This window comes from Paenibacillus sp. ACRRY (genome assembly GCF_022346995.1).
Taxonomy (GTDB): Bacteria; Bacillota; Bacilli; order Paenibacillales; family Paenibacillaceae; genus Paenibacillus.
Genome location: NZ_JAKRNM010000001.1, coordinates 1692974 through 1716684, shown reverse-complemented (window position 1 = coordinate 1716684; position 23711 = coordinate 1692974). Strand labels below are relative to the sequence as shown.

The 23711-nt window shown below is 44.9% G+C and carries 29 protein-coding genes; 28 read left to right on the top strand and 1 reads right to left on the bottom strand.

What is annotated here, in order from left to right; all coding sequences use genetic code 11:
- The first annotated feature begins 59 nt into the window (after nucleotides 1-59).
- From MH144_RS07290 to MH144_RS07270, 5 genes are all read left to right on the top strand, one after another.
- Nucleotides 60-1208: an acyltransferase gene (locus MH144_RS07290; protein ID WP_239298792.1), complete on the top strand. Its 1149-nt coding sequence runs from the start codon at nucleotides 60-62 to the stop codon at nucleotides 1206-1208.
- A 307-nt stretch (nucleotides 1209-1515) separates the two neighbouring features.
- The gene (locus MH144_RS07285; RefSeq protein ID WP_095287651.1) at nucleotides 1516-1890 is read left to right on the top strand and encodes a replication termination protein; all 375 of its coding nucleotides are present in this window, start codon (nucleotides 1516-1518) and stop codon (nucleotides 1888-1890) included.
- A gap of 2 nt (nucleotides 1891-1892) precedes the next feature.
- Nucleotides 1893-2897, top strand: a complete 1005-nt coding sequence (locus tag MH144_RS07280) for a Gfo/Idh/MocA family protein (RefSeq protein WP_239298790.1) — start codon at nucleotides 1893-1895, stop codon at nucleotides 2895-2897.
- Between the two features lie 165 nt (nucleotides 2898-3062).
- The gene (locus tag MH144_RS07275) at nucleotides 3063-4340 is read left to right on the top strand and encodes an MFS transporter (protein WP_239298788.1); all 1278 of its coding nucleotides are present in this window, start codon (nucleotides 3063-3065) and stop codon (nucleotides 4338-4340) included.
- A gap of 108 nt (nucleotides 4341-4448) precedes the next feature.
- Nucleotides 4449-5093, top strand: coding sequence for an ArsR/SmtB family transcription factor (locus MH144_RS07270; RefSeq protein WP_239298786.1), 645 nt, complete (start codon nucleotides 4449-4451; stop codon nucleotides 5091-5093).
- Nucleotides 5094-5223: 130 nt separating this feature from the next.
- Here the strand turns inward: MH144_RS07270 and MH144_RS07265 are convergent, their stop codons facing one another.
- Complete coding sequence (locus MH144_RS07265) at nucleotides 5224-5790, bottom strand: TraR/DksA C4-type zinc finger protein (protein ID WP_239298784.1); 567 nt, start codon at nucleotides 5788-5790, stop codon at nucleotides 5224-5226.
- 252 nt (nucleotides 5791-6042) lie between these two features.
- On the opposite strand from MH144_RS07265, the gene MH144_RS07260 reads away from it, so the two are divergent.
- The 23 genes from MH144_RS07260 to MH144_RS07150 all read left to right on the top strand — a co-directional run bounded on the left by MH144_RS07260 (nucleotide 6043) and on the right by MH144_RS07150 (nucleotide 23702).
- On the top strand, nucleotides 6043-6420 hold the full coding sequence (locus MH144_RS07260) for a DivIVA domain-containing protein (RefSeq protein WP_095287646.1): 378 nt from the start codon (nucleotides 6043-6045) through the stop codon (nucleotides 6418-6420).
- A gap of 41 nt (nucleotides 6421-6461) precedes the next feature.
- Complete coding sequence (locus MH144_RS07255; RefSeq protein ID WP_239298782.1) at nucleotides 6462-6896, top strand: Rrf2 family transcriptional regulator; 435 nt, start codon at nucleotides 6462-6464, stop codon at nucleotides 6894-6896.
- 33 nt (nucleotides 6897-6929) lie between these two features.
- Nucleotides 6930-7427 carry a metallophosphoesterase family protein gene (locus tag MH144_RS07250; RefSeq protein ID WP_239298781.1) on the top strand — a complete coding sequence of 166 codons (498 nt, stop codon included), beginning with the start codon at nucleotides 6930-6932 and terminating at the stop codon, nucleotides 7425-7427.
- A 264-nt stretch (nucleotides 7428-7691) separates the two neighbouring features.
- A complete protein-coding gene (locus tag MH144_RS07245; protein ID WP_239298780.1) occupies nucleotides 7692-8582 on the top strand; it encodes a sugar phosphate isomerase/epimerase family protein in 891 nt (296 codons plus the stop codon).
- Nucleotides 8579-9751 carry a Gfo/Idh/MocA family protein gene (locus MH144_RS07240; protein WP_239298779.1) on the top strand — a complete coding sequence of 391 codons (1173 nt, stop codon included), beginning with the start codon at nucleotides 8579-8581 and terminating at the stop codon, nucleotides 9749-9751. The genes MH144_RS07245 and MH144_RS07240 overlap by 4 nt, the downstream gene beginning before the upstream one ends.
- Before the next feature lie 66 nt (nucleotides 9752-9817).
- The gene (locus tag MH144_RS07235; RefSeq protein ID WP_239299291.1) at nucleotides 9818-10900 is read left to right on the top strand and encodes a Gfo/Idh/MocA family protein; all 1083 of its coding nucleotides are present in this window, start codon (nucleotides 9818-9820) and stop codon (nucleotides 10898-10900) included.
- Nucleotides 10901-11212: 312 nt separating this feature from the next.
- Nucleotides 11213-11464 carry a hypothetical protein gene (locus MH144_RS07230; RefSeq protein WP_095287640.1) on the top strand — a complete coding sequence of 84 codons (252 nt, stop codon included), beginning with the start codon at nucleotides 11213-11215 and terminating at the stop codon, nucleotides 11462-11464.
- Nucleotides 11465-11498: 34 nt separating this feature from the next.
- Nucleotides 11499-11996 carry a GNAT family N-acetyltransferase gene (locus MH144_RS07225; protein WP_239298777.1) on the top strand — a complete coding sequence of 166 codons (498 nt, stop codon included), beginning with the start codon at nucleotides 11499-11501 and terminating at the stop codon, nucleotides 11994-11996.
- 11 nt (nucleotides 11997-12007) lie between these two features.
- Nucleotides 12008-12664 carry a creatininase family protein gene (locus MH144_RS07220; protein ID WP_239298775.1) on the top strand — a complete coding sequence of 219 codons (657 nt, stop codon included), beginning with the start codon at nucleotides 12008-12010 and terminating at the stop codon, nucleotides 12662-12664.
- 73 nt (nucleotides 12665-12737) lie between these two features.
- Nucleotides 12738-13319 carry a GNAT family N-acetyltransferase gene (locus tag MH144_RS07215; protein ID WP_239298773.1) on the top strand — a complete coding sequence of 194 codons (582 nt, stop codon included), beginning with the start codon at nucleotides 12738-12740 and terminating at the stop codon, nucleotides 13317-13319.
- Nucleotides 13320-13655: 336 nt separating this feature from the next.
- Entirely contained in the window at nucleotides 13656-14051 is a 396-nt protein-coding gene (locus MH144_RS07210) for a VOC family protein (RefSeq protein ID WP_239298771.1), read from the top strand.
- Between the two features lie 47 nt (nucleotides 14052-14098).
- Nucleotides 14099-14665 (top strand): GNAT family N-acetyltransferase, encoded by a 567-nt coding sequence (locus MH144_RS07205; protein ID WP_239298769.1) that lies wholly within the window; start codon nucleotides 14099-14101, stop codon nucleotides 14663-14665.
- Nucleotides 14666-14811: 146 nt separating this feature from the next.
- Nucleotides 14812-15588, top strand: a complete 777-nt coding sequence (locus MH144_RS07200) for a class I SAM-dependent methyltransferase (protein WP_239298767.1) — start codon at nucleotides 14812-14814, stop codon at nucleotides 15586-15588.
- Nucleotides 15589-15621: 33 nt separating this feature from the next.
- Nucleotides 15622-16047 carry a GNAT family N-acetyltransferase gene (locus MH144_RS07195; protein WP_239298765.1) on the top strand — a complete coding sequence of 142 codons (426 nt, stop codon included), beginning with the start codon at nucleotides 15622-15624 and terminating at the stop codon, nucleotides 16045-16047.
- 57 nt (nucleotides 16048-16104) lie between these two features.
- On the top strand, nucleotides 16105-16986 hold the full coding sequence (locus MH144_RS07190) for a class I SAM-dependent methyltransferase (protein ID WP_239298763.1): 882 nt from the start codon (nucleotides 16105-16107) through the stop codon (nucleotides 16984-16986).
- A gap of 18 nt (nucleotides 16987-17004) precedes the next feature.
- Nucleotides 17005-17499: a P-loop NTPase family protein gene (locus tag MH144_RS07185; RefSeq protein WP_239298761.1), complete on the top strand. Its 495-nt coding sequence runs from the start codon at nucleotides 17005-17007 to the stop codon at nucleotides 17497-17499.
- A 48-nt stretch (nucleotides 17500-17547) separates the two neighbouring features.
- Nucleotides 17548-18093 carry a GNAT family N-acetyltransferase gene (locus MH144_RS07180; RefSeq protein WP_239298759.1) on the top strand — a complete coding sequence of 182 codons (546 nt, stop codon included), beginning with the start codon at nucleotides 17548-17550 and terminating at the stop codon, nucleotides 18091-18093.
- A 398-nt stretch (nucleotides 18094-18491) separates the two neighbouring features.
- Nucleotides 18492-19412 carry a phosphate/phosphite/phosphonate ABC transporter substrate-binding protein gene (locus MH144_RS07175; RefSeq protein ID WP_239298757.1) on the top strand — a complete coding sequence of 307 codons (921 nt, stop codon included), beginning with the start codon at nucleotides 18492-18494 and terminating at the stop codon, nucleotides 19410-19412.
- A 32-nt stretch (nucleotides 19413-19444) separates the two neighbouring features.
- Nucleotides 19445-20212 (top strand): phosphonate ABC transporter ATP-binding protein, encoded by a 768-nt coding sequence (gene phnC, locus MH144_RS07170; protein ID WP_239298755.1) that lies wholly within the window; start codon nucleotides 19445-19447, stop codon nucleotides 20210-20212.
- Between the two features lies 1 nt (nucleotide 20213).
- A complete protein-coding gene (gene phnE / locus MH144_RS07165) occupies nucleotides 20214-21005 on the top strand; it encodes a phosphonate ABC transporter, permease protein PhnE (RefSeq protein WP_239298753.1) in 792 nt (263 codons plus the stop codon).
- On the top strand, nucleotides 21002-21841 hold the full coding sequence (gene phnE / locus MH144_RS07160) for a phosphonate ABC transporter, permease protein PhnE (protein WP_239298751.1): 840 nt from the start codon (nucleotides 21002-21004) through the stop codon (nucleotides 21839-21841). The genes phnE (MH144_RS07165) and phnE (MH144_RS07160) overlap by 4 nt, the downstream gene beginning before the upstream one ends.
- A 46-nt stretch (nucleotides 21842-21887) precedes the next feature.
- The gene (locus tag MH144_RS07155) at nucleotides 21888-22892 is read left to right on the top strand and encodes a tyrosine-protein phosphatase (protein ID WP_239298749.1); all 1005 of its coding nucleotides are present in this window, start codon (nucleotides 21888-21890) and stop codon (nucleotides 22890-22892) included.
- Between the two features lie 156 nt (nucleotides 22893-23048).
- Nucleotides 23049-23702, top strand: coding sequence for a GntR family transcriptional regulator (locus MH144_RS07150; protein ID WP_239298747.1), 654 nt, complete (start codon nucleotides 23049-23051; stop codon nucleotides 23700-23702).
- Nucleotides 23703-23711 lie beyond the last annotated feature (9 nt).

The following is a 23711-nucleotide window of genomic DNA, read 5'->3' as shown; positions in this document are numbered from 1 at the left end:
TATACGACTATCATTGTACTTATTTTTTACTGTAAAACCAAGAAAGGCGGCTGAACGCTATGCCACAAAAAGAAAGAATTGCTGAAATTGAAAGTTTAAGGGGGATTGCTTTTGCAGCTGTTGTACTCCAGCATTCCATTGCCCATTTTTCTCTGGTTCCGGAAGCAGGATTGGAAGATGGGGTTTTGCTTGCAATCCTGTTGATGGCTTCCAAATTTGCCGTCCCTTTATTTATTTTCATCACGGGCATGGTCCTGTTCTATAACACGGGAGAGCAGCTGAAATACGGCCGTTTCATGCAGAAACGATTAACGGATGTTATCGCACCATATGTCGTGTGGTCGTTGGTGTACTTCACCTTGACACCACAGGGGTGGGTCGGTATTAGCTGGCAGGATCTCCCTGAACTTGGTTTGAAGCTGCTTACCGGCAAGACCACATCTCATTTTTGGTACATTATCATGCTGATTCAATTTTATTTGCTTTTCCCCTTGTTTCTAAAGGCCGTACGATATGTATATAACCGCTACGATTCACGGGGACGCCTGATTGCTGTCCTGATTACGGGAGCCGTATACCTCGTGTTAGCCGATCAATTGGGGAATATTGCACGAGTCATGGAGCGACTTAATATTCCAGTACTGACCGATGTATTCACAACCTATGCCGACCGCAATTTCCTGTATTTCTTTTTTTATTTTGTACTAGGTGCGGCTGCCGGATTATCTGTTGAAAGCTGGAACATGTGGATTCATCGGTTGCGCTGGGTATATTGGGCCGTGTTTATAACCATGGGTCTTCGGTTTACATATCTATTAATGCTGGAATTTCAAAAGCCTGAAGGCATTCAGATCACATTTTATACCGTTAGCTTGATCAGGCCGGATATGGCTCTCTTTCTAATCGCGTCGATCATGGTCATGTATCAGCTCGCAGGCAAACTGCATAACCTCCTGGCCGTTGGCTGGCTGGGATGGATTGGCAGCGTTTCTTACGGCGGTTACCTCATGCATATGCTTATGCTGCGCTACAGTTACATTCCGGATGAATCCTTTTATGTTGCATGGGGCCTAAATCCGACCGTACGAATGATTCTGACGTGGGTTCTTGCTTTAGCCCTATCCTGTGGGCTCACTTGGTGCATTTCGCGTGTAAGCTGGGGGAAATGGATCGTGGGCACTGTACCGAAGGCCAATTTCAGAAAGTGAAAGAGGCAACAAATGAAAAATTCACAATAGAAGTGAATCATTCATAAAGGTAGCGATCTATGGTTGTGGATGAAAGTCAGCTTTTGCTTTTGTCGAACTGAATCTTTTTTTGGTTCTTGTTTCAAAAACTCATTATATGAAAAATTCACAATAAAAAACCCTAAAGCCGTTCTGCCACACTATTCTGAGTATCCTTCCTGATTTGTTCTCACCAGCTGCATAAACGGGAAAAACGGAGAAAGATGGCAGAAACCGAACACAAGTTTTATAATATGAAGTAGAGCGGTAGAGGATAGGGGGAACAAGCATGGCTTTTATGATCGCCCAGCGGGCATTTATCAAGCTGTATCTCATTACCATGGTTGAACAGCACAGAGGATACGGTTACGAAATGCTGGAGGCCATGAAGCAGGAATTTAAAGATTACGGATATGTGCCGCCTCAGAGTGAGGTATATCGGGCATTGCATGAACTGGTACAGCAGGGTGTATTTTATCGGACGAAGAAGTTGAAGGGCAGCGATCCCAAAGTGGATTTTCAGGAAATCGTTTTATATCACTTTACGGATGATGGAGCGGAAAAGGCCGAATTGTACAAAAAGCAGGTCAAGGCTGACCTAGACCGTTGTCTAGGCATGCTGCACAAGGCAGAAGAGGACAATTACGGGACGAAAGGAAGATGAGCATGAATAAGCAGCTACAGTGGGGAGTACTCGGTACTTCCACCATTGCCAAGAATGCGGTAATTCCGGCAATCCAGCAATCCGAACGGGGAGAAGTGCTTGCTATTGCGAGTCGAAGCAAGGAAAAGGCTGAAGCGCTCGCCGAAGAATTGGACATTGCTAGATGCTATGGAAGTTACGATGAGCTCATTGCAGATCCCGATATTGAAGCCGTATATATTCCGTTGCCTAACCATATGCACAAGGAATGGACGATAAAAGCCGCTCAGGCCGGAAAGCATGTATTATGCGAGAAGCCAGCTGCACTGAATGCGGACGAGTCTGCCGAAATGATTCAGGTATGCAAGGAGCACGGCGTTCTATTCGCAGAGGCGATCATGTATCGTTATCATCCCAAGCATCGGCGTGTCCAGGAGATTATCGCGAGTGGGGAGATTGGTGCCGTTCGTGCCATCCATGGCAATTTTACATGTAATACGGCGGATGATAAGGATAATGTAAGGTTCAAACGGGAAATGGGCGGAGGCTCGCTGTTTGATCTTGGCGTATATCCCATTTCGGCAGCACGCATGTACCTGGGACAGGAACCCGAAGCAGTTACGGTACATGCCTTATTCTCCGATGAACATGATGGAGTGGATATGATGGCATCGGGGCTTGTGGAATTTCCGGGATCCGTGGCGTTAACGTTTGATTGCGGCATGTGGGCTTCCGGGAGGGCCGAGATGGAGATCCTAGGGACAGACGGACGAATTGAATTGCCAAAAGTCTTCGGCTGGGAGAATAGCGATATCCCACCACAAATTATTGTTCACACGGATTCGGTCAGTCGGGAAGAACGGGTATCCGTATCTAATTCTTATGTTCTGCAGGCGGAAGCCTTTGCTGCAGCTGTGCTAGATGGAACACCACTGCCGTTTACTCCGGAAAATACGATAGCGAATATGCGGGTGATTGACGCCTGTTTGCAATCGGCACGGACTCGGCAGCGCGTTTCATTGATTTGATAAATTGAGTAAACCAGACTCCATCCTTAAGGGTGGAGTTTTTTAGTGTGAACTACATCAGCTAAACGTTAAAAAAATTTTCACGAAGGGGTTGATTTCCAGGAATCCTCCGTTAAAATAATATTAACATTAAAATTATTTTAACGTTGAAGGGCGGAATGGATAATGAGCGAAGGCACAGCGGTTAATAAGCAAGGGATTGGTGAGTTAATACAAGTCAAACCTTATATGCAGTTTATGCTGGGGAAGATGGTAGCGAGGTTCGGTGATTCCATTGACTCGATTGCATATAGCTGGATGGTGTACATGTTGACAGGTTCTAAACTATTGATGGGTACGCTGCTCGCGGTCAACTTTCTGCCCAATATTCTGCTCGGCCTTTTTGCAGGAGCGGTCGTGGATCGCATGTCTCCCAAGAAGGTCATCGTTCTGACGAATTCGGGCCGGGGACTGCTTGTTGGTATAACTGCTCTGTTATTTGGTATGGGAGAACTGCAAGTATGGCATTTGTTCGTTGTCACGATTATGAATTCGTTGCTTGAATGCTTCTCTTCACCTGCCGAGATGTCCAGTGTACCGCGACTGCTCCCGCAATCGATGCTTCTTTCCGGCAATGCCATGTCGTCTTCGGCTACTCGACTGGCCGAGCTTGCCGGGCTTGCCGTAGCAGGTGCGCTCATTGCAACTGTCGGAATGACGTGGACGATTTTGATGGATGCTGGCCTATTTGCATTAAGTGCTGTGCTAATGAGCCGAGTTGTCTATCCATCCGATCCCAGCATGGAAGAAGTATCCGCGGAGAAGTCATCTTCCACAGATACTCCCAGAAGTTTGCTTTCGGATATGGTGGAAGCCTTTCATTTTATGCGCAAACACGTCCTGCTGCTTATTACCTCCATTTTATTTGCCTTCGTTAACTTCTGCCTGATGCCCTTCAATGTTCTCCGAACTCCATATGTTATCGATATTCTGCATGCTGGAGCAGGGGGGTTAAGTTTGCTTAGTGGGTTAATGGTGGGGGGCATGGTGCTGAGTGGATTGTGGATGACTCACAGAGGCAGCAGCTATCGGAAGAGTGTCTTGATTATTAGTGGAATCATCATGCTGGGTCTTAGCTATGCAATGACCGCGCTTCCTGCGTATATGTCAACTTATCAGCTACCGCTTGCAGCTATGTTTTGCTTGATGATGGGGTTCGGCATACCATTAGCTACTACACCTCTTGCTTCGTATCTGATGGAGGTTACGCCACCCGGTATGCTTGGCAGGGTATCTGCACTGCAGAGTATGCTGTGCCTAAGTGCTGTACCGCTTGGAAGTCTGGTTGCGGGTGCAGCAGCAGAATGGGCCTCCACGCCTGCGTTATTTATTACTTTTGGCATTTTGCTTGCCATGTCAGCCATATCGCTCCTGCTCAGCAAAACATTTCGGCGTAGTATATAACCTAATTCCTGTATCTTTCTGTAAGACCTGTTTTGACCGGGAACCGGACTGAACGGTATAATATGCATATATAAGGACAACAGGTACCCCGGAAATGAGGATACAGGTATGCAGCAGAAAGTACTGTCAACGATCGAAGAGATCAAGATCTACTCCGACCCGTATCGGATCCAGATCCTGAATATGTTTAATAAACAGGGAAGACCTTCTACCGTAAAAGAAATAGCTGATAAGCTGGGGGAAGTGCCGGCGAAAGTACATTATCACGTGAAAAAGCTGGAGAAGATTGGTTTGCTTACCATCGTATCCACGCGAGAGATTAATGGAATCATTGCTAAATACTACGAACCCTTTCAGGGAGAAATTCATCTTCGTCACGAAGATGAGGACCACTCGCCACTGAAGCAGGTATTTCGTTCAGAGACGCTTAAACTGTTAAATGAAATGTATGAACAGAGCCGCCAAATGTTTATGAAACAGGCGGAGCATGGTGAGAACATGTTTGGACAAATCTCGGACATGACCTTATATGCGAGCCGTGAGGAAGTAGAGAAGCTGTACAGGGATATCACGAAAATGTGTGAGCCTTATACGAAGCGGAATGAACAGACGGAAGATCAGGAGGTTTTTCAACTGTTTGCGACGTTGTCCCAACATGTGGATGAACCAGTTGAATCTCAGAAAAGTAAAGCCCCACCGCATCAGCCGGGAGATCAGGATTCTGATCCGAATGACGATGCAAAGGAAATATGATCAAGGTAGACCCATGCGACAACAAAGAAAAGGCCGCCTGATGGCGGCTTTTTGATGTGTGATGAGGACGATGATGACTGCTCAACCATATCACATATACATGGAGAGAGGACGGCAATCATCGTCAGAACTACATGTTTTCATCGTAATCCCGAACTTCACGTTTGGCAGCGGTAGCTGGCGAATTGGATGTGCCGTAATCCTCCACAGCTTCCCAGGCTTCGGCATGATCGAACTTGCCAGCGTTCCGCTGTCTGACCTCTCCGGCACCCGTTGGTGGCATGGTCATCACCTGCTCTTCCACAGGGCGATCATTGCTGAGCTCCCGGTTAGGTGTATCGTCAATACAGTAGGCCGTGTATGGAATGGCCTGAAGCCTCTCAAACGGAATATCCTGTCCACAAGTGACACATGTTCCGTAGGTTCCCTTTTCCATTCGTTCCAGGGCATCGATCACCTGGTTAAATTCATCCGTTAATGTATCGTCTACGGCCAGATCACGGCTGCGTTCAAACGTCTCGGTCCCCGCATCAGCCGGGTGATTATCGTATGATGACAGCTCGCCTGTAGAATCTTTAAGCGACTCGGTCGGAGCTCCATCTTCCATGTTGGATTCAAAATGACGCTGCAGATTATCACGTTGTTCCAGAAGGGTGTTCTTGAGTTCCTGAAGTTGATCTTTGGTTAATGTACTCATAACGACATGCTCCTTTCCCGCTTGGGGGTGTGTAGTCTGTCCTTACCCGATTTTGGCGGCATACAATCATTTTGTATCCTTGAAGAGGCGTTTGATTTTATATCTGGCCGATAATGTGTTATAAAAAATAGAGAGAGAAACTGCCGCGATTTCCCCGCGAAGTCGTATTGCACCGTACTCCTTGAAGAGACGGTCCCGGCTACTTTTGAACATACGTCGTAAGACGTTTTTCTTATAATGGAGGTTGTCAAGATGGATGAACATATGAAACGAAGATTGGATAAACAGAGACAATTGTTTAAACAACTGGGCGTACAGCTCGATGCATTATCAATTCATGAAAAACAATTCAATTATAAGCTCCGTGGTTATGACCCGGATGAAGTCGACGCATATCTTGACCTGGTCATCAAGGACTACGAACGCTTTTATGCCAATATTGCCGATCTGATGGATAAATGGCAGGAGCAGCAGCTCACCATTCGGGATCTTAAGTCGACGGCCAGACCCGTGGATGATCCAACGAAAATCGATCGCAAACAGCTTGATGATATTGTGAAGCAGCTGGAGTACAGCGTGCGGCAGCTGAAAATCAAGGCACGTCCGGAACAGAGTCTGTTCCCTGAATAGATTGAAGCACCAGGATTATATTACGTTAAAGGTGGTTAATCATGAGTACACATTTTTCGGTCAGTGTGCATTGTTTGTTGTTGTTGTCCTCCAGCGCGCCTGAACGAATCACTTCCGCTATGATTGCAGGAAGCGTCAACACCAACCCTGTTGTCGTCAGACGTATTTTGGGCGGGCTGAAAAAGGCAGGTCTGGTCGACTCCTCTCCCGGAACGAGAGGTTTTTACCTCGCCAAGCCAGCTAATGAAATTACCTTGTCCATGATCTATCAGGCTGCCAAGGACGAAGGTCCGTTATTTCCGATTCATGGCAATTGCAACCCCAATTGTGATGTTGGCCTTCGCATAGACAGTCTGCTGACGAATCTGTATCAGGTGGCAGAGGCAAAAGTCGAACAGTTCTTCGCATCCATTACGCTTGAAGATATGGAACGTTCCTGCTCCCAGATGGAGACTGTGCCTCCGTTTGCAGAGTAGGGTATTGTCTGAACCAGGAAGGTGTGTTTGGATATGAAAATAATCGTGATCTCGGATACACATTTGCCCAAAAGAGCAAAGCAGCTGCCGGAACCATTGCTCCAAGTCCTGCCGGAGGCTGACCTCATTTTACATGCAGGAGACTGGTCGGATTGGAGTGTATACAAGCTGCTGAGCGAGTATGCTCCCGTTGCAGGCGTAGCAGGCAATACAGATCCACCTGAAATTGGCAAGAAGCTGGGATTTTCCCGTATTGTGGAGGCGGACGGTTTGCGTCTAGGTCTGGTGCATGGGCACCAGGGATCGAAAACGACGGAACAGAATGCCATTCATACCTTTGCCGGTCAGCAGGTAGATGCCATCATATTTGGCCACTCGCACGTTCCATTGATGCATACCGTCAACGATGTGCTGATATTCAACCCGGGTTCACCGACGGATCGGCGTCGCCAGCCGAAGTATTCGTTCGGAATCATGACGACCCGTCTAGGAAAATTGCATGCTGAGCATGTGTTTTTTGATCGAAAATAGATAACGACTGAATATATGAACGAACCATTGCATCCCTTTCAGATTAAGCATCTGGATGGGATGTTTTTTTGCGTATGAATGACTCTGGAGAGGTATGGCGACATCCTCCGCAGCCGAGTTACAGTTATCCCTGAATGGGGAATATTGCCTCACGTTTATCTCTTATTCATCTGTTGGAGCAGAACACTATTTGTGCATATGCAGGAATGATACAATTCGTTTATCCAATAAATTTGAATACGTTTACATAAGGAGATGACGAAGATGAAACTGTCTGTATTCACTGTAGCGACCCCGGACCTGAACGCAGAAGAACTGGCTGCTGCGGCAGCATCGGCAGGTATTGACGGAATCGAGTGGAGGTTCCGCGGAATACCGGAAGAAGCACGTACTGAGGAACCATCTTTCTGGAGGCATAATCGGAGTTCGATTGATCCGGCCAAGTGGGAGGAACAGGTCCCTGATTTTCGTGAGGCGACTGCAAAACACGGTCGACGTTCCATTGCATTAGTACCGTATCTGAGCTGTGGGGATCTTCAAGCGACAGAGCAGGCGTTTCAGGCAGCAGCTGATCTGGGTGCGTCCATGATGCGTGTAGGTGTGCCGGGATATGATCGTACAACCAGTTATCCTGAGCTGTACAGCCGAGCTGTTAGGTATTTATCCGAAGTGCAGGAGATGGCTCAGCAGTATCACGTCAAAGCCGTGGTAGAGACGCATCACCAGACGATCGCTCCAACTGCTTCACTGGCTTACCGACTGGTGCAGTCGCTGGATGCCCAGCATGTTGGCGTGCTGTATGATCCGGGCAACATGGTACATGAAGGATATGAAAATTATCGAATGGGACTGGAACTATTGGGTCCTTACCTTGCCCACGTTCATGTGAAGAATGCAGCGTGGTACAAGGAGGAGCAAAACGGAGAGAGTGCGAAGAGTTCTGTATCCGCGAAATGGAGATGTCATTGGTCACCGCTAACTGAAGGTATCGTGGATTGGATGCAAGTGTTCCGTGACCTAAAATCAGTGGGATATGATGGATATTACGGTATTGAAGATTTCAGTGGAGAATTTAATTCTCAAGCGATGTTACAGCATTTTGCTGAGATATTCGGCGAAATCGAGCGTCGTCTGGAAGAGGAGGTACAGGTATGAGTTTGATTCGAGTAGCCGTAATTGGCATTGGAAACATGGGTGCCGCACATGCCAGAACCCTGATTGCCGGAGATGTGCCTGGTGCAGAGTTGGTAGCCGTATGTGATGTCCGAAAGGAGATGGAGAGCTGGGTAGCCAGTAATTTCCCAGCTTCGGTCAGTTACTGGCAAGATGCGGAGCAGATGATGGCATCCGGCACCATTGATGCGGTCATTATTGCAACTCCTCATTATGATCATCCCGAACAGGCCATTCAGGCTTTTCAGCACGGCCTGCATGTCATGATTGAGAAACCGGCCGGTGTATACACCAAACAGGTGCGCAAAATGAATGAAGCTGCTGCAGCCAGCGGCAAAGTGTTTTCCATGATGTACAATCAGCGGACGAATCCTCTGTATATCAAACTGAGAGATCTTATTGCTTCAGGAGAACTCGGGGAAGTAAGACGCACAAACTGGATTATTACGAATTGGTACCGATCCCAGAGCTATTATGATTCAGGTGGCTGGCGGGCGACCTGGGCTGGTGAAGGAGGAGGCGTGCTGATTAATCAGGATCCTCACCAGCTCGACTTGTGGCAGTGGACCATCGGCATGATGCCTGTACGAATGCGTGCATTCTGTTCGTTCGGCAAGTATCGGAATATTGAAGTGGAAGACGATGTGACGGCTTATGTGGAGTATGAAAACGGAGCAACAGGTGTATTTGTAACAACTACGGGTGAAGCTCCAGGTACCAACCGATTCGAGGTCAACGGCGACCGCGGTAAAATCGTGATTGAAGATGGTCAGCTGACATTCTGGCGTCTTCGGGAGTCCGAGCCTGAATTTAACAAACGGTTTACGGGAGGTTTCGGACAGCCGGAATGCTGGAAGTGTGAAGTTCCGATTACGGGTACCGAATCCGGCCACCCAGGACTCATTCGTAACTGGATTGATGCCATCCGAACAGGTGCCACGCTCATTGCTCCAGGAGAAGAAGGCATACACGGATTAACCTTGTCCAATGCGATGCTTCTCTCGACCTGGACGGACAATTGGGTTGAGCTGCCCATTGATGAAGAGTTATTTTATGAACATTTGCAGGAGCGTATTGCCAGTTCGAACACCAAGAAAGACAAAGGTTACAGCAGCAGCCAGCCTGCGGATCTGACGCAAACATTTAAGTAGGCCTGTTATAACAATCGTTGTACTTGAATCTAATGAAAAGGTGGAGATGACGTGGCTAAAGATGGAATGTTTTATGCACCCAAAAGTGTGAAAAAAGAGGTTGTATGTGGTCCAGGTGAGTTTACTATTGCTGCTGTAGCACTCGATCATGGGCACATCTATGGTATGGTTGGAGGTTTGGTTGAGGCAGGGGCAACGCTCAAATGGGTATATGATCCTGATCCAGCCAAAGTGGAGGCATTTCGCAAACAGTTCCCACAAGCACAGGCCGCAGCTTCGGAAGAACAAGTGCTGGCAGATGATCAGGTGCAGTTAGTGGCCGGAGCAGCCATCACTTCAGAACGCGCATCTCTGGGCATGAGAGTTTTGGCGTCAGGCAAGGATTATTTTACAGACAAGGCCCCATTCACTACCTTGGACCAATTATCCAGGGCAAGGGAAGAAGTGAAACGGACCGGAAAGAAATACATGGTTTATTATAGTGAGCGCCTGCACGTGGAAAGTGCGATCTATGCCGGGCAGCTGATTGAGCAAGGAGCCATCGGTAAGGTTGTGCAGGTGATGGGCACAGGACCGCATCGATTGAATGCTCCAGGACGTCCGGATTGGTTTTTCCAGCACGATAAATATGGCGGTATCCTCTGTGACATTGGAAGTCATCAGATTGAACAGTTTCTCACGTTCGCTTCATGCACGGATGCGGAAGTTGCGTTCAGTCGGGTACATAATTTCCATCATCCACAATTCCCTGAACTGGAGGACTTCGGCGAAGCATCTCTTATTGGCAACAATGGGGCATCCGGTTACTTCCGGGTAGACTGGTTCACACCGGACGGTCTCGGAACATGGGGAGATGGGCGCACTGTAATCCTGGGAACTGACGGGTATATTGAATTGCGGAAATATATCGACGTCGGGAGAGAGCGGGCGGGAGATCAGGTCTATCTGGTTAACCATGAAGGTGAATACCGTTACAGTGTCAAAGGACAGGTCGGCTATCCGTTCTTCGGAGATCTCATTCGTGATTGTCTGGAGCGGACGGAGACAGCCATGACACAGGAACATGCTTTCAAGGCGGCAGAGCTCTGCCTAATTGCGCAGCATAAAGCTATGAGCGAAAGAGTTGTCTGGAGCAGCGGCGCGAAATAAACGTTATTCAAGTGAATCAATAGTTTAAGAGTCATCTTCAATATTAAGAGGGCAACCTGCAGCCAGGTTGCCTTTTTTCATTAGACGACTTCGCAAATGTAATTATATGGGTTATCATGGATGAAGTTGGTGTGTTGTCTAAAATAATAGTAAATATGATTACATAGATTTGAAGGATGTTTTTTAGTATTGAGAGTCGATAGTAAATCAAACTGGGAGGAGTGTTATGAAATTTATCGTTTCTGCAAGTGTAATCGTCCTTAATGAAGATAACGAGATTTTGCAGAATTTGCTGAATAGGAGAGCTAACTTATGAATAATACGAATAAGATACTAGGTGCGGCGCTGATGCTGGGAAGTGTAGGCTTGGCAACCATAGAGCGAATCTCCGTACGATTATCTGCAGCGATTGTGGAAGCAGGTTATGCGTCCGGCGGCAATCCAAGAGAGATCGTATCACTGAATGACAATGGATCAGGCTGGCTTGTCTACTTCCTGTTTTTTATCGGATTTGTGCTGCTCGTTTCCGGCTTTCCAGGAAGTTATCGGAGGAGAGAAAAATAGGTTCCAAAATGTGAATTGGAAGAAGGGTGACCACATGATTACATATAGATTTGTTACAAATGGGGATATCCCTCATATCCAAACCATTGCGCATGATACCTGGATGTTCACTTATGGAGACATTTACTCCAAAGATTACATTCATAACTTTCTAAGTGTTGCTTATTCGACGGAGAACTTAAGTCGTTCTGTAGAGAGAGATCTGCAGAGTTCCAAACGAAAGTTTTTAACAGCGGAATATAATAACGTCATCGTTGGCTTTGCCCAAACAACTCAAGTTCATGAAGAAGAGTATGAATTAATCCGAATCTATATACGGCCAGAATATCACAAGTTGGGAATTGGAACAGGCTTTATTCAGAGATATATTCAAGTGTTAGCACCGATAAAGCATCTGTTTGCCTGGGTAGCCAAAGACAATGATATAGGAAGAGTGTTCTATGAGAAGTGTGGATTTAAAGAAACAGAAGAGAAGGTTGAAATAATCGGAGGAAATACCAAAAAACAGCTTAAATATGAATTGGAATTATAGATTATTTACCAATGCACTTAGATACATTAATTGCAGAAAAATATGCTAAGGCCTATGGCGAAGTACTTAATGCCTATGTGCTTCCGGCACTTCCTTTTAACACATCCGAAGAACATGCGAATTTTAAAGGTACTGTAACCATAAGCCCTAATATACTAACAGCCATGCTGGAAGAGATCATCTTTAATTTATCCAAACAGGGTTTTTGTAAATTTCTTATCTGTTCCGGGCACGGAGGTGCTTATTGGGAAGGGGCTTTTATTAAACATATCAATTATAAATATCCAGATATTCTGGTGATCCACCCGCATCATCAACATGATGCATGGTCAGTAGCAGTAAAAGCAGCAGGCTTTGAAGGGATAGAAGAATTACATGGCGGCTTTATGTCCGTGTGTACCGCTTTGTGGTTGTGCCCAGAGAATGTAATTTTACAATCAATGGGGTCTGAAATACCAAATAGGGATAGAATATTTGCTGATTTTATGGGCTGGGACAAGTTAACTAAAGACGGGTGTTGGGGAAACTATGTGCGGGGAGAATTAACCAAGGAAGAGATGGCCGAGAAGGGAAGAGTATTTTGGGAAACGTTTATATCAAGGAAATGTAAAGGGCTGAAGGAGGTATTAGAAGAAGCGTACCAACGAAAAATGGATCGGATAAGCTAGGAATCTTAGAGCAAACCAGATGTGTGCAGGAACCCGTGTGGGAGCATAAGTACAGACACTTAAGGAGGTCACGATGAGAGAAATTGATTACACCAATTATTTCTGGCAAGATCACAACGTAAGATTACGCGCGATAAAGGAAGAGGACTGGGAAGGTTGCTATATCAGTGATTTTGACACTCCTGCCCGGATTCTGCTGGAATGCGCAGTGGAATTGCCGCCTACTCAATCAGGAGCCAAGAAATTTGTTGAACAAAATGCCAACTTTTCCTCTACGAACGGAAGAATTATGTTTACGATTGAAAACCTGAATGGGGAGAGTATAGGCGGCATTAATTTAAACAGCATCGATGAGAGAAATGGAACATTTAGTATAGGCATTGTTATTGATAAGGAGTACCGTGGGAAGGGATATGGCACAAGTGCCATGAACATCTTATTAAAATATGCGTTTCTGGAACGCAGACTCCATAAATTCAATGACTATGTTCTTGAAGGAAATGAAGGATCAGCCAGAATGATGAGGAAGCTCGGTTGTGTGCAGGAAGGTGTTCGCCGCGAGGTAGCCTATGTTAACGGAAAATATTTAGATTATATCCTGTTCGGATTAACGAAAGATGAGTTTGTTGAAAAACTGAGCGAAGTCAGCAATTGAATTTAGATAGATTGGTATACAATTACGGAAACCTCCAGATTGGATTGAAACATCAACTAATCACAATACTTTTGCAGAATCACAGTATGGATATCATTGGTGGATGTTGTATAACAAGAAGCAAGACGGTGACCAAGATAAGACTTATTATGCCATGGGAATGGGAGGCAAGAGAGGACAATATATATTTGTTAACCGGGACCAACTATTAGTTACCGTCTTTACAAGTATTTTATCCGAGAGCGTCTCAAGCCCAGTACTACATTTGAAAAATATATTTTAAATTCATAGGAATGAAATTGATAGACAAAATTTCAAACGAATCCGGGGGGCTTTATGAAAGTTGGGAAAATAATAGGGATCGCCTACAATGTGATTCCGGTTAACGACGTGGAGCAATCCGCTACCTGGTTTGTTAAACATTTTGGATTCAATATCAGAAACCGAAGAGAAGGCTATCTAAGTCTGTTTAGGGAGAATAGACCGATCTTGGATTTGATTCAAAGTGATAATGATACCAGAGCTGTATTCGAAATAAACAATCAAAAAAGGTGGGTAATTACATTCTTCACCAATGATATCCTGTCTCTACATAACGACCTGAAAACAGCGGGTGTTAACGTCAGAAACATTAGTGATGAAGGCAAGTATGGTAAGTTCTTTGTGTTTGAAGATCTGGACGGGAATTTGTTTGACGTTTGGGAACATCATGATTGTGAACTGATTTACTGATAGGCATAGGACTAATACATCGAAAAAGAATAGGAGTTAAAATTTCTATGATCATTAGTGAAAACATGGTGTTAGATCATAAAGTTCTAATTAGGCAGATAGAGCACGAAGATATCCCTGAGCTCTACGAGCTGATATATGGTGAAGAACAACCGGAGTGGAAAAAGTGGGACGCACCTTATTTTCCATTGGAGTATGTCAGTTATGCTGTATTTCAAGAATATACGAGTAAGGAAATGCTAGAAGACTGTGAGCCTTCTCATAGAATGATCATTCAAATTAATGATGAGATCGTAGGCACAGTGAATTATTATTGGGAGCACAAACCATCCAATTGGATGGAAGTGGGGATCGTCATATATAAACCTGAGTATTGGAATGGTGGATATGGAACGGCTGCTTTGAAGATGTGGATTGACTACTTGTTCAATAAGCTGCCTATAGTCCGAGTAGGATTAACAACTTGGTCAGGAAATGAAAGAATGATGAAGGTCGCAGAGAAACTGGGTATGCAGCTGGAAGGAAGACTTCGGAAGTGCCGCTTCTACAATAATACATACTATGATTCGATCCGTATGGGATTATTAAGAGAGGAATGGATGAGCCAACTTTGATCTGAACTTATTGGAGATGAGGAAGATCAGTCAGCAATTTGAAGAATATTCAAGTCCTATCAGTCAAGAAGTTCGTCTTATAGTTGCCATCCATTCTTTAGTTCATGTAGATGAATATTAAATTAGAACCGTAGGAGGTTATTGAATTGGAGAATAAAGAGACGTTTAATTCAATTGCAAATGAATATGAAAAATATAGACCTACCTACCCATATGAAATGTATAACGATATATTTGATTATTCAAATCTGGATAGAGAAGATAAAATTCTGGAGATTGGTTGCGGGACAGGCCAAGCCACGGGAGGAATGGTTGAAAGAGATTACAAACAGATTACCTGTATTGAATATGGTGACAGATTGGCCCAGTTCACTGCAGAGAAATTTAAATCCTATGAAACGATCAAGGTGATTAATAGCTCCTTTGAAGAATGGAACGGTGAAGGAGGCCCTTTTAAGTTAGCCATTTCAGGTACAGCATTTCATTTTATCGAACCCAAGTTTGGCTACCGTAAAGTATGGGAACTTCTTGAGAGTTCGGGTTCCATTGCTTTTTTTTGGACCATACATGTGCCCATGTTTGATGAGCTCCATAATGAAATACGATCTCACTATAAAGAACTTGCACCACATCTAGACGATTCAACGTTCCAACCCCCCGAAGAAACCATCGAAGAAAGAAGAGCAATCACGGAGGAGACAGGAATCTTTACAAATATAATGGTTAGAGAATATAGTCAATTCCTTACATATTCAAGCGACGACTACGTTGCATTGCTTAACACGAATTCGAAGCATAGACAGCTTCCTAATGAACAAAAAGATATCTTATTAAATAAGATAAAAAATTCAATTGATAGAACAGGCGGAACGATTTGTAAAGATCACAGAGTGGCATTATTTTTAGGGGGAAAATTTTCGTAGGAAGAACGAAACATATCCGAAGGAGCTGAGTCAATGGATTTCGTATATGGAGAATATCTTATTAGTGATAACAAAGAGAAGATCGATCTTCCTACGGTAAAAGGCTTTCTTGCAGGAAGCTACTGGGCGAACAAGCGCTCAGAAGAAATCATTGAGAAATCCATCCATTCTTCCATATGTTATGGAATCTACAAAGCAGAGATCCAAGTGGGATTTGCAAGGGTGGTAACCGATGAGGCTACCATGTTTTGGCTTTGTGATGTTTTTATCCATGAGGATTATCGGGAACAGGGCCTAGGGAAGAAACTCATTGAAGTAATCACACAGTCAGACCGTTTCAAAAATGTAATGGGATTACTCGGAACATTAGATGCACATGAACTATACGAACAGTATCAATTCCATAGAAACCGGGATCGATTCATGATAAGACTTCCAGATGATTTGAGGGACAGATGAATAACGATGTATAAATAGTTCTATAAATAACGTACCAAAGAGAGGGAGCATGAGATAATGTCTGAATACTACTGGGACAACAAAATCGAATATCTGAGGAATACGCGTGGGCTGTATTATAATGACGATTACCTGCAATTTCTTGTACAGAGTGTGTGGAAAATCACCAAACCTGTAAGCGTTATTGATTACGGTTGCGGGTTCGGTTACCTAGGTCTTAAACTGCTTCCATTGTTGCCTGAAGGCTCAAGCTATACAGGAGTGGACAAGGGGGAGGAATTGATAAAAGAAGCGAGGGAGACGTTCTCAAACGTTTCGTTTCAGACTGAGTTTATAGCATGTGATATTGAACAGTTAGAGGTAGAAGAGAAGTATGACATTGCCGTGAGTCATGCTTTTTTATTACATATGAATAACTCGAATGTGATCCTACAGAAGATGATTGAAAGCGTAAAGGATCAAGGAAAAGTCATCTGTTTCGAACCTCATTGGATTGGTAATATGGCGAACTGTCACCTGGATGGTGTTGAACAAAGCAACGTAGTTAAGCTAGGCGTCCTGCAAAAGCTATTTGAAAACGACTACAGACGTACAGGTAAGGATGGTAACATTGGGATAAGGCTGCCTGTACGAATGAGTCAATTGGGATTACAGAACGTGGAATGCAGGATGAGTGATAAGGTTAATTTTTTGGATCAGAACATGGGTATGGATAGCAAAATCGCTCTGTTTGCTTCATTGAAAGAAGAAGGGTTTGGACAGGAACCCGGTGATTTCGATGAGAGCATGCACAACTTAGTGAATCGAGAATTACAGCCAGAGGAAGCACGCGAGCAATATGAAGCTGAATTAATGTTTTCCAAGAGATTTAATCAGGAATCCTGGCTAACGTATGCACCCAGTATGAAAATTTCGTTCGGAACGGTCCACAGAGCGTAATTCATAGGAGAGACTTAAATGAAAAAGATTCTAATCCTGGGTATTGTGGCGAGTGGCAAAACGACATTGGCTAAGGAAATCTCTCAAAAAATAAATATACCGTGGTATGAGCTGGATACGATCGTCCATCATGAGACACCTCATGGAAGAAATAAACGAACATCGGATGAGCAAATTACGGTGATTCAGGACATTGATCGTCACGGAGCATGGATATTCGAAGGAACGGATCGGGCATCTTACCGATGCTTATGGGACATGGCAGATACAATTATCTTTTTGGATACACCCTTGTGGAAACGAAAAGCGAGAATCGTTTTGCGATTTATCAAACAAAATCTAGGAATTGAAAAGAGTCATTACACACCTGATGTACATATGTTAAAAATGATGTACAAATGGACAAGGGATTTTGAGAGAAATCGAGTGGATTTTGAGAAAAGACTGCATCTGTATCATCACAAACTGATCATCTTAACGGATACAAAAAAACTTGAGTTACTCCATTCTTAATTTATGCGAAGGAAATCAATAGCTACAGATCATGGAGGAGGGGCCCTCATGCAGTATAATGACATTCAACAAACGTTGACTACGGAGAGGCTGTGCCTGAGGTTGTTCAACGAATCTGATGCTGCAACCGTCACGGAGCTGTGTAACAACTACAATATTTATAAAAGCACACTTACGTTACCCTATCCCTATACATTGGATTGTGCGTTATCCTGGATTCAGCATCATCGACACAATTTCGAGAGGGATAAGCACTATGAATTTGCGATTTGTGATAAGGCAACAGGAACACTATATGGCGCGATAGCCTTATCTTGTGATCATCGGTACGATCATGGCGAAATTTCTTATTGGATCGGTGAGGCGTATTGGGGAAATGGTTATGCGATAGAAGCTTCACAAGCGATGTTGCACTTTGCCTTTCATGTGAAAAAGTTTCATAGAGTGTACGGACGACACTTTGTTTCTAATCCGGCATCTGGAAAAGTTCTTCAAAAGATAGGCATGACCCAGGAAGGTGTCTTCATTGATCATGTGAAGAAAGAGGGCCAGTACGAAAATCTGATCTATTATGGAATTGTAAAAGGGAAATAGTAATAAACGCAGCTTATGATTTCTCAGAATTGTAAATCGCAGATATAAGCTTCACAGCTTTATTTCCACATATTTTAAAGGATGAGCAGACAATGACGGGCTTGTGTAGCCGTTCATTGTCTGCTTCTTTTTTAGGTTTCGGAAATAAATCCATCCCTCCTATATGAGTAAATCGATACTTCTCCTTCCATTCAGAAACGAACATATATCCTCCCTGAAGATAGTGGTTTATCCCATAATTTAGTATGTTTATGCATTTTTATGATTACTAATACCCTAGAATGTTTTACAAATTCAGTGATTTACCAAATCATTCTTCTTACATTCAACTTGTATCCTACTTGTGTACCAGAGAAATATCAGTATGGAATCAACCACATTTCAGGAGGGTATACATTGTGAAAAATAGTAAACGCAAAGGTTATCAAAGCTTGATCCTCTCGCTTGTATTTATGCTTGTCAACCTGTCGGGATGCGGTGCCTCAGCTAGCTCAAGCTCCAGTGAAGGCGGAATGCCCGAAGTCATCCGAATTGGTATTATGCCAAGCGAAGAGGGCGAGATGAACCGTTCCCAGGAACAGCTAGCAACAGATATTACAGAAGCAACCGGTATCCCTGCTGAAATTTTTGTAGCTGAAGATTATAACATGGTTATCGAAGCCCTGCGTGCAGGCAAAATTGAAATTGGACTGATCGGGCCGTTTGGTTACATCATCGCAACGGAACGAGCCAATGCCAAACTGCTTGTCCGCTCCGAAAGTGATCAACAATCGAATACGGTCATCCTCGTTCGTAATGACTCACCATATCAAAGTGTACAAGACCTTAAAGGAAAAGATTTTTTGTTTGCTGATCCGGCATCCACATCAGGTAATCTGTACCCACGTGCCACATTGATGAAAGAGCTTGGTCTTTCTAACAAGGAACTGGATTCCTTTTTCGGCAGTGTAGCGTTCTCTGGTGGACATGACAAATCACTGCTTGCACTGGCAAACGGCAATGCGGATGCAATTGGTACATCAAGTCTCATGGTGCCAATGATGGCAGAATCAGGACTTATTAAAGAGGAAGATTTCCGCGTGATTGCCGAGTCGGATCCGATTGTCGGAGGTGCTCCACTGCTGTATCGTCAAGACTTGCCAGAAGAATTGGTTACACAGCTACGAGAGCTTATGCTGAACTATGATACGAAAAACCCTAAATTCCTCGAGAGTGTAGGCGCAGCCCGTTTTGTAGAAGGCAGTGACAGTGATTTTGATCCAATCCGGGAAGTCGCCAAAGCACTGGATATGTCCCCAGAGGAATTGTTGAAGAAATAAGATTCAAACTTGAAAGATAAGGAGGAAATAATATGACACTTTTACAGGTGGAAGGGTTGTCCAAGATATATCCGGACGGAACAAAAGCGCTTGATAACTTGAACCTGACGATTAATGCCGGAGAGTTCGTTGTCGTCATTGGACCGAGTGGCGCCGGGAAGAGCACCTTGCTGCGAAGCCTGAACCGAATGATCGAGCCGACAAACGGAAAGATTCAATTTAAAGGCAGTGAAACCATGGGCTTCAAGGGTAAAAAGCTCCGTGAACTCCGCCGTCATATGGGCATGATCTTTCAGGGATATAATCTGGTCACCCGGGTATCCGTTCTTAATAACGTGCTGCATGGACGATTAGGCTACATGAATTCGCTGAAAGGCGCACTGGGTCTCTACTCCAAAGCAGATACAGAGGCAGCCAAGGTCATGCTCCACCGTGTAGGTTTACATGAACAGATGTACAAGAGGGCAGATGAGCTCAGTGGAGGACAGCAGCAGAGAGTCGGCATTGCACGTGCACTTTCGCAGAAGCCGGATCTGATACTGGCGGATGAACCGATAGCGAGTCTTGACCCTGCTTCCTCGGAGACGATCATGCATTACTTGTATACGATCTGCAAAGAGGAAGGCATTGCCTGCCTGTGCAATCTGCATCAGGTAGATATTGCGAAGAAATACGCAACCCGTATCATCGGTATTCATAAGGGGTCCAAGGTATTTGACGGAACACCTGATGAATTGACGGAAGATATCATCCGGCTCATTTACAACCAGACCAATCCCAAAGTGAAGGAGACAGCCTGACATGAATGCGGCTCAGTTGCAATCTGCCCGAAAAATGAAACGCACGCAGACGATATTCTTCTTCATCGTGCTGTTGGCTCTTATCATCTGGTCTTCCATCGGGGCAGAGTTTTCATTAGGAGCTTTGTTCGCAGGGGTAGGAGAGAGCTTCCGATTTATCTTTTTTGATTTTCTTCCACCTGATCTTTCTTCGCTTTCCCAGCTCATTGAACCTGCACTGCAGACTCTTTATATGAGTGTGGTAGCGATGGTCATCGGGTCGGTTGTAGCAGGCATGTTATCCTTTTTGGCCGCGGCCACGACAAGTCCGCACCCTTACCTTCAGGTATTTGTTCGTGCAGCTACATCGCTGTTTCGTAACATTCCGGTCATTATCTGGACGATACTGCTTGTTGCAGCGTTTGGACTTGGTGCTGTAGTTGGTACGATGTCGCTAATTTTGATCTCGATTGGGATGCTGACGCGTTCCTTCGCCGAGGTGCTTGAAGAGATTGATATGGGGCAGGTAGAAGCAGTTCGTGCTGCTGGTGGAAGTTATTTTCAAGTGTTGTCCCAAGCCGTATTTCCACAATTCCTTCCCGGGTTTATCGGCTGGAGCTTGTACAACTTCGAAATCAACGTACGCGCATCCACGATTGTAGGCATGGTTGGAGGCGGTGGCCTCGGCTTTATCCTGCAATCCAAACTGAAGTTGTTTCAATATCAGGAAGCGAGCATGGCCGTGCTGCTTGTGCTTGTTATCGTTCTTGTTGTGGAAACGATCACCAATCGTGTAAGGGAGCGAATCATATGAGTATGCAAATGAACGAAGTGAAGCCATCTTTTACACTGTATACTTCCATGCCAGAGCCACCCAGGCCGAAAAGGAACAAGTTGTTAGTGATCGGTCTGCCGCTTATTGCTGTACTTTTTGTGTTCAGTCTCGTTCAGCTGCAGTTCGACTATTCCAAGATTGCCCAAGGCTTTACGAAACTAGGCGGTTACATGGGAACCATGTTTCCACCTGATTTCTCGGCCTGGCGTCATGTCCTGCTCGCGGCTGTAGAGTCATTGCAAGTGGCCATTCTTGGATCGGTGCTGGGGATTGTCGTAGCGTTCTTTCTCTCCTTTTTGGCTGCAAGCAATTTGACGCCTCATCCTTTCGTTGCTTGGATCATTCGAAGTGCTGCTTCCTTGCTTCGTGCGATTCCTACCATCGTGTGGGCTCTCATCTTTATCGTGTCTGTTGGTCTCGGACCACTCCCCGGAGTGCTAGCGATTGCTGTGTCTGCAGCAGGTATGCTTGTCAAAGTATTTGCCCAGTCACTGGAGGAAATCGACAAGGGCGTACTCGAAGCGATGCAGTCTACGGGTGCCAGCTGGTTGCAAATTGTCATGCAGGGTATTTTGCCTACGGTGAAGACAGCCTTTATTGCCTGGTGCGTGCTGCAGCTGGAAGGCGGCATTGCCGAATCCACAATTCTCGGCGCGGTTGGAGCGGGAGGTATTGGCTACGAGATGACACATGCCATGAAATCCTATAACTTTGCGGCGGCTTTGTTTGTCGGACTGGTTGTTTTCGCCATGGTATTCAGCGTGGAGTTTGTGGCAAACCGATACAAAATGAAGTTAAAAACACGTCAGAACTAATTTATTCAAATCCATAACGTGCAAATCACTTTGAGGAGGAATATTAATGTCAACATCTAATTCACTTTTGAAACAGGGCCCAACGGTTCAGGCTAAATACAGCGATAATAATGGAATTACATTAGCCTGGAATATGGCAGAGAACATGGAGGCGGCGGCAGTCTATCATTCTGTTAGTCCGGAATTTATGGAGTCCAGCAGCACGCTGCTTAATATACAGATTGACCCGTCAGGAGCGGTATTTACGAGAATGGCATCTCCTGGCCGCAACTATTATCATGTGAAGTTTACGAATGGGTCGGTGTCAACCATTAACGATCGCATGATCTACACGGATGGCGTAATTAATTTCCGGGATATGGGCGGTTACCTTACAGAAGATGGTCGTACGACCCGTTGGGGGATGCTGCTGCGATCTGCTGATCTGCATGAGCTTAGTGAGCAGGACATGCAAACGGCAGCCGCGCTTGGTATTGACTGGATTTGTGATCTGCGCAGCGATTTTGAAGTAGCCAGCCGTCCAAGCCCAGCCATTGGTCATGCGATCAACACGAATATTCCCTTTATGGCAGAAGCAAGTCCTGAGGAAATGCAGAAGATCGGACATGATCTGCATGCAGGTTACAAAGCCATGATATTAAACACAGACAAGTGTGCACTTATCCTAAACGAACTACTAGAAGAAGAGCGGGATACCTCCTTATTCCATTGTGCCGCTGGTAAAGACCGGACCGGAGTTGTATGTGCACTGATCCTTCTCACCTTGGGGGTTCCGCGTGATATGGTTATTGAAGATTACGAGCTAACGAATCTCGCGGTGGACGGACTTATGCAGCGCTTCTTATCCGGAAACAACAAGGACTATCAGAAATATATGGATCAAATGCCTGAATTACAGGGAGTAATTCCGGAAATGATGAAAGCGGCCTTTATACAAGCTGCACTTGAAGCAATCGACGAGAACTATGGGTCTTTCGAACAGTATCTTACAGAGGGACTAGGCATTAGTGCAGCGCAGAGGACAGCTCTTCAAAACAAATATCTGGTTTAAAGAAATGGAGTCCAGACACTGGGATACAGTGCTCGGACTCCTTCTTGCCTCAGTCGGTTGCGCAACTTCTCCTAAGACTGGTAATATAGGGTGAAATGTGTAGATCGCGTTAAATTTCAAATGAAGTCCTCATCAATGGGAGAAAGGGATTATGATATGAACAAAATATCGCTTGTCGATACAGCATACATGATGCTGCGTGAGCGAATGGTTTGCGGAGAATTGATGCCCGAAACCCTGCTATCCGAGAACGAATTGGCGGAGGAGTACCAGATGAGCCGTACACCGATTCGTCATGCCATTGCTCGTCTTGAATCAGAAGGTTATGTAACTGCTCTCAAAAATCGCGGAGTATTGGTTAAGGATGTAGGCGGGAAGGAATTTCTTGATCTGATCGAACAGATTCAATCCATGCTTTTTTACAGTTTCGAAATGATGAAAAACCCGAACCGAGAGATCTATTTAAATCTTGAATCGCTTGCAGCTCATGTGGAGGTCCAGCGAACCGCCGAGAAAAAGAATGATTATCCTTTATACACCGAACATCATTTTCTATTCATGCGGGAGATCGTTGAATCCTTGAACAATGGCGTCATGCTGAACACATTTGATTCCTTTCGGGATAAGCTTTACATGTATTCCATCGTTCGCTTCAAGCGAACTCCACATATCAAACACTACAGTGCGATCGGAATTAATCGGGATACGCTGCAGGCATTATCCAGCAATGATTATAAGGCAGCTCAAGAGGTTGTGTTATCTCTCATTCCTATTACCCGAGAGCGTATGCTTGCTACAGGCCAGTTTTAACTTTTTTTC